The following is a 5,008-nucleotide window of genomic DNA, read 5'->3' as shown; positions in this document are numbered from 1 at the left end:
TCGCCGAGGGAGTCGAGACGCCGGAGCAGCTCCATTTCCTGCGGCAGCAGCAGTGCGACGAGGTGCAGGGGTTCCTGTTCAGTCCGGCGCTGCCGGCTGAGAAGTTCGAGGCTTTGCTCGGCGAAGACAAACGTCTTCCGCTGTAGGAGGCGCGGACCAGACGGGTCGTTATACGGGCCCGGCGGGCCTGCCGACGGGCTCAACGTACGTTCTCAGTACGCCTCGCCCGGCGGCAGGCCCGCCGAACCCGTCTTCCAACCCGTCTGGCCGCGCCCGAATGGCTCCAGGAATCTCCCGGATTAAGCTTCCGCCTGCTCTCGCAAGGTCGGCCCTATAATTTGCAAAACCGTGCAAGCTGAAACCGTTCCGGTCAAGGAAACCGTCGCTCCCGAAGAACCGACCGACGCGCTGCCGAAACGAACCTCTTCCGGCGAACCGACCCCCACGGCCGGCGGCGAGCCGGTGAGAACAACCGGCGGTGAGCCGGTGAAAACAACCGGCGGTGAGCCGGTGAGAACAACCGGCGGTGAGCCGGTGAGAACAACCGGCGGTGAGTCGGTGAGAACAACCGGCGGTGAGCCGGTGAGAACAATCGTCGTCCAGCATCACGCGCTCGTGCGCATCTCGCACTGGCTGAACATCCCGATCCTGCTGATGATGATCGCGAGCGGGCTCTCGATCTACTGGGCGTCGCCGGTCGTCAAGCACCCACCCGACACGACGGGGAACACGGACTACTTCGCCGACATCGGGAAGTGGGCCGTCGCGCACGTTCCGGGGCAGCGGGGGTTTGCGAGGCCGCCGAACTGGTTTTACGACCACTTCAGCCTCGGGCACGGGATCCTCGCCGAGGCGCTGCGCCTGCACTGGTTCTTCGCGTATCTCTTCATGGCCAACGGGCTGCTCTATCTCGCCGGCCTCCTTCTCGGGCGCGGCTGGCGCGCTCTCGTTCCGCGGCCGAGGGACGCCGGCGGCGCGCTCGCGATGATCCGCTACTACGGCGGCCTCGTCCCCGCGAAGCTCTTCCGCCGGCGATGGCCTCATCCCCCCATACGGGAGAAGTACAACGCCCTCCAGAAGCTCGGCTACGTCTCGATGCCGCTCGCCGGAGCGCTCGCCGTCGCGACCGGCTGGGCGATCCACAAGCCGGCGCAGCTCGGCTGGCTCGAACGGCTCCTGGGCGGGTACGACCGGGCACGCCTCTGGCATTTCCTGCTGCTCTGGCTCTTCGTCGCGTTCGTGATCCCGCACGTCGTGCTCGTGATCGCCGACGGCTGGGACACGTTCCGATCGATGATCGTCGGCTGGTCCGCGAGAGCTCGGCAAGGAGAGGATGATGACGGGTCCTGAGGAGCCGAACGCGGCGGCGCCTTCCGGGACGTCTTCCGATCCCGCAAATCCGCCGCGGCCGGAGCCCGCTTCGGAGGGTCCGAAGCCGAGCACCGGAGCTCCCGCGGAGACGGCAGCGCCGGCCGGGACCGCTTCTCCCGAAGACGGCGAGCGGATCGCTCCCGCACGAGGCGACGGCACGAAAGTCATCGTCGTCCCCGCATCGCGCCTGCGCCGGCAGAGCCGCCGGGACTTCTTCCTGTTCGGGGCGGGCGCCGTGGCGGCGGCGGCGGCCTTCTACGGCCTCCTCCCCGACGACACGCGGGCGAACGTCCTCACGGACGGCCAGCGCGAGTTCCTCGATTCGATCGAGGGACGGCTCGGCCTGAGCGCGAAGCGCCGCGAGAACGTCCTGAATCGCGCGCTGACCTTCGACGACGACGTCGCGGAGGCCCTCTACAGCCCGCGCCGGCTCGTTCGAACGTACCGGAAGCGGGACCGGACCCCGGTCCCGAACAACTATGCGGGAGAAACGCCCGATCCCGACTACATCCCGGACTGGACGCTCGAGGTCGAGGGGCTCGCCTCGGGAAGGAAGGAGACGCTCACGATCGACGACCTCCTCTCGCGCTTCCGCCATCGCGACCAGGTGACGCGCCTGTGCTGCGTCGAGGGTTGGAGCGCGATCGGCTGGTGGGGCGGTCTGCGGTTCGCCGATTTCCTCGAGGCCCATCCCCCCGCGCCCGGCGCGAAGTGGGCGAAGCTCGAATCGGCGGTCAACCTCGACGGCGACGGCGAGCCCGATCCGTACTTCGTGTCGATCGACCTCCCGACCGCACGCCACCCGCAGACGCTGCTGGCGACCCACCAGGACGGGCGTCCGCTCTCGGTCGAGCACGGCGCGCCGCTTCGCCTGCTCGCGCCGATGAAGCTCGGATTGAAGAACATCAAGGCGATCACGAGAATCGTGTATTCAGCGTCGGAGCCTCCCGACTACTGGAATCTCCAGGGCTACTCGAAGTACGACGGCATCTAGCAGCAGGCGCGGCGATGCATCGAGCCGGACGGGCGCGTCTTCCCAGCCGGCCGCTCGACGTACGACTTTCGGTACGCCTTCACGGCCGGCCGGAAACCCGCATCCCGTCGGGCTCGCGCCTCGCCGCGCCTCACGGTCAGTCACAGAGCGCACGCAAACCGCCATTCCGGCCTCGCGGGGTAGCGGGCCTCAGCCCTTCAGCAGCCGGGCGCGCGCGGAAACCTCGTCCGCCATTTCGTCCCCCGTTTCGGTGTTTTCTGGCGCGGATCTTATCGCGCGAGCGCCAGGATCCGCTCCAGGGCGGCGATGTCTCCGCGGCGGGGCGACGTCTCTCCCGACCGGTCGTAGACGACGGTCCCCGAAGGAGCCACGAACGCGAGCGTCGGGATGTAGCCGCGATAGAAGCGGGAGACGAGGGGTTTCTGCCCGGCAGCGACGTGGTCGAGATCGACGACCAGGAAGCGGGCCTCGTCCCGGTGACGCGCGTAGAACGCGACGAAGCGCTCGGCTTCGCGGTTCGTGTTGAAGCAATGGGACGTTCCGAAGAAAACGACGGTCGGCCGGTCCGCGGCGAGCTCTCCGGAGGCCAGGTCCGCTCCCCGGATCGGGAAATTCGCGCTCGAATCGTCCGTAAAGGAGAGGTCCGGCGCGAGCGCCAGGTCCCGCGCTCCCTCCCGGGAAGCGGGGGGCGAAGCCCCCGCGGCCGCCGCCGAGAAAAGCGCCGCAAGCCCCGCCGCGAGGAGCGTCCGTCCGACTTTCACGAACGGGAGCATACGCCGGCGCGTCCGCGCCGGCCGGAGTTTTCATGGTTCCTTCGAGTTCCGAATCATGCAGGCGCAGCTCCTCCTCTCGCGATACGATGAGACCGTCGGACCTCCGACGAATGGAGCCGCGATGAAGAAGAACGCCTCCCGATCGAAAACGCCGGAGATTCCCGCTTCGCTCGGCGCGCCGGTCGAGTTCCTGCGCCTGCTGTGGGCGGTGGACCACGGCCTTCAGTCGGCCTCCAAGCGGATGGGCCGCTCGCTCGGCGTCACCGGGCCGCAGCGTCTCGTGATCCGCATCGTCGGGCACATCCCGGGGATCTCCCCCGGCGATCTCGCCAGGATCCTGCACGTGCATCCGAGCACCCTGACCGGCGTGCTGACACGCCTCGTCGACCATGGCCTCCTCACCCGGCGCGCGGACACCCGGGATCGCCGCCGGATGATCCTCACGCTCACCGACAAGGGGCGCGCGGTCAACCGCTCGAAGGCGGGGACCGTCGAGGCGGGAGTGCGCCGGATGCTCGGTTCGATGTCCTCGGCGGACCTCGAGGCCTCCGCGCGCGTCCTGCGGCGCCTTGCGGGAGACCTCGAGGAACAGTCGCGCTCCTGGATTCGATGACGGCGGCGTTCCTCGAGCGGGTCCGTGCCGGAAGCCGGCGCTTTCTCCTCGCGACCCTGGTCGCGATCGGCGCGCTCTGCGGCCTGGCGGCCTACGTATTCCACGCGCTCGTGAAGTTCATGCAGGACCTGTTCATCGTTCCCGCGCTCGCGCGGACGGGCGCCCTCCGGCCGATCCTCGTGGTCGCGACCCCCGCTGTGGTCGCGCTCGCGATCGCGCTCCTCATCCGCCGCTGGGCGCCGGGCGCCGGCGGGGCCAACCTCGCGCGCGTCCGGCGCGCGTACGGCGAGGATTCCTCGCTCCTCGATTTCCGGAGCGTCACCGCGACGTTCTTCCTGACGCCGGTTTCCCTCGGCTCCGGCGCCCCCCTCGGACCGGAGGGTCCGATCGTCGTCGTCGCGAGCGGTCTCGCGGCCGGCATCGCACGCCGGCTGCACCTCCCGCGCAAGGTCGTCCGAGGCATGATTCCCGCGGGCACGGCGGCCGGGATCGCGGCGATCTTCAACGCGCCGATCACCGGCGTCGTGTTCGCCCTCGAGGAGGTCCTCGGCACCGCCGAAAAGGGCGTGCTGGGCGGCGCGATCGTCGCGGCGGTCGCGGCGGCGGTCGTCGAGACCGTCCTTCTGGGCGGGCGGCCCGTGCTCGCCGCGCCTCCGGCCGTCTGGTCCGGCGTCCGGGCGCTCCTGGGGTTCGCCATCCTGGGCGTCCTCGCCGGCGGGACGTCGGGAGTCGCGATGCGCGGGATCGAGCGGCTCAAGCAGCGGATGCGGCTCTGGATCCCGAGCTCCGCCGCGCGGGCGTGCACCGGCGGTGCGCTGATCGGCGCGCTCGGCCTTCTCTCTCCCGCGATCCTCGGCGTCGGCTACGGCACCGTCTCGGACTGGCTCCGCGGAGGAGGATCCGGGGCCGCGGCGGCCGTCGCGTTCGGCGCCAAGACCGCCGGTTTCATGATCGCGCTGTCCTGCGGCGTGATCGGCGGGACGTTTGCTCCTTCGCTCTTCATGGGAGCGGCGCTCGGCACGACGCTCGGCCATGCGATGCGGCTGCTCTTTCCCGGGGCCGGCATCGCCCCGAGCGCGTACGCGCTCGCGGGGATGGGCGCGTTCTTCGCGGGAGTCCTGCGATGTCCGATCGCGGCGGTCCTGATCGTCGTCGAGGTCACGGGGGACTACGGCCTCGTGCTGCCGCTCATGCTTTCGGTCGCTCTCGCCATGACCGTATCCCGTCTCCTCTCCCCGCGAAACATGGTCGAGCAGC

Annotated in this window: 5 protein-coding genes; 4 read left to right on the top strand and 1 reads right to left on the bottom strand. The window is 69.7% G+C overall.

Annotated elements, in window-relative coordinates:
* The first annotated feature begins 582 nt into the window (after positions 1 to 582).
* Positions 583 to 1,350, top strand: coding sequence for a cytochrome b/b6 domain-containing protein (locus VKH46_14320; protein HKB72020.1), 768 nt, complete (start codon positions 583 to 585; stop codon positions 1,348 to 1,350).
* Positions 1,337 to 2,365 (top strand): molybdopterin-dependent oxidoreductase, encoded by a 1,029-nt coding sequence (locus VKH46_14315; GenBank protein HKB72019.1) that lies wholly within the window; start codon positions 1,337 to 1,339, stop codon positions 2,363 to 2,365. Before VKH46_14320 ends, VKH46_14315 begins: the two co-directional genes overlap by 14 nt.
* Positions 2,366 to 2,634: 269 nt before the next feature.
* Here the strand turns inward: VKH46_14315 and VKH46_14310 are convergent, their stop codons facing one another.
* Positions 2,635 to 3,126, bottom strand: coding sequence for a hypothetical protein (locus tag VKH46_14310; protein HKB72018.1), 492 nt, complete (start codon positions 3,124 to 3,126; stop codon positions 2,635 to 2,637).
* 133 nt (positions 3,127 to 3,259) lie between these two features.
* On the opposite strand from VKH46_14310, the gene VKH46_14305 reads away from it, so the two are divergent.
* The gene (locus VKH46_14305; GenBank protein HKB72017.1) at positions 3,260 to 3,751 is read left to right on the top strand and encodes a MarR family transcriptional regulator; all 492 of its coding nucleotides are present in this window, start codon (positions 3,260 to 3,262) and stop codon (positions 3,749 to 3,751) included.
* A partial coding sequence (locus VKH46_14300) for a chloride channel protein (GenBank protein HKB72016.1) occupies positions 3,748 to 5,008 on the top strand: 1,261 nt, incomplete at its 3' end. The genes VKH46_14305 and VKH46_14300, both read left to right, overlap by 4 nt.

Source organism: Thermoanaerobaculia bacterium (assembly GCA_035260525.1).
Classification (GTDB): domain Bacteria; phylum Acidobacteriota; class Thermoanaerobaculia; order UBA5066; family DATFVB01; genus DATFVB01.
This window is presented reverse-complemented; position numbering and strand designations above follow the sequence as displayed.

Coding starts and splice junctions, on each gene's coding strand:
- VKH46_14315 (HKB72019.1), top strand. CDS start 1,337: ATGACGGGTCCTGAGGAGCCGAACGCGGCGGCGCCTTCCGGGACGTCT.
- VKH46_14305 (HKB72017.1), top strand. CDS start 3,260: ATGAAGAAGAACGCCTCCCGATCGAAAACGCCGGAGATTCCCGCTTCG.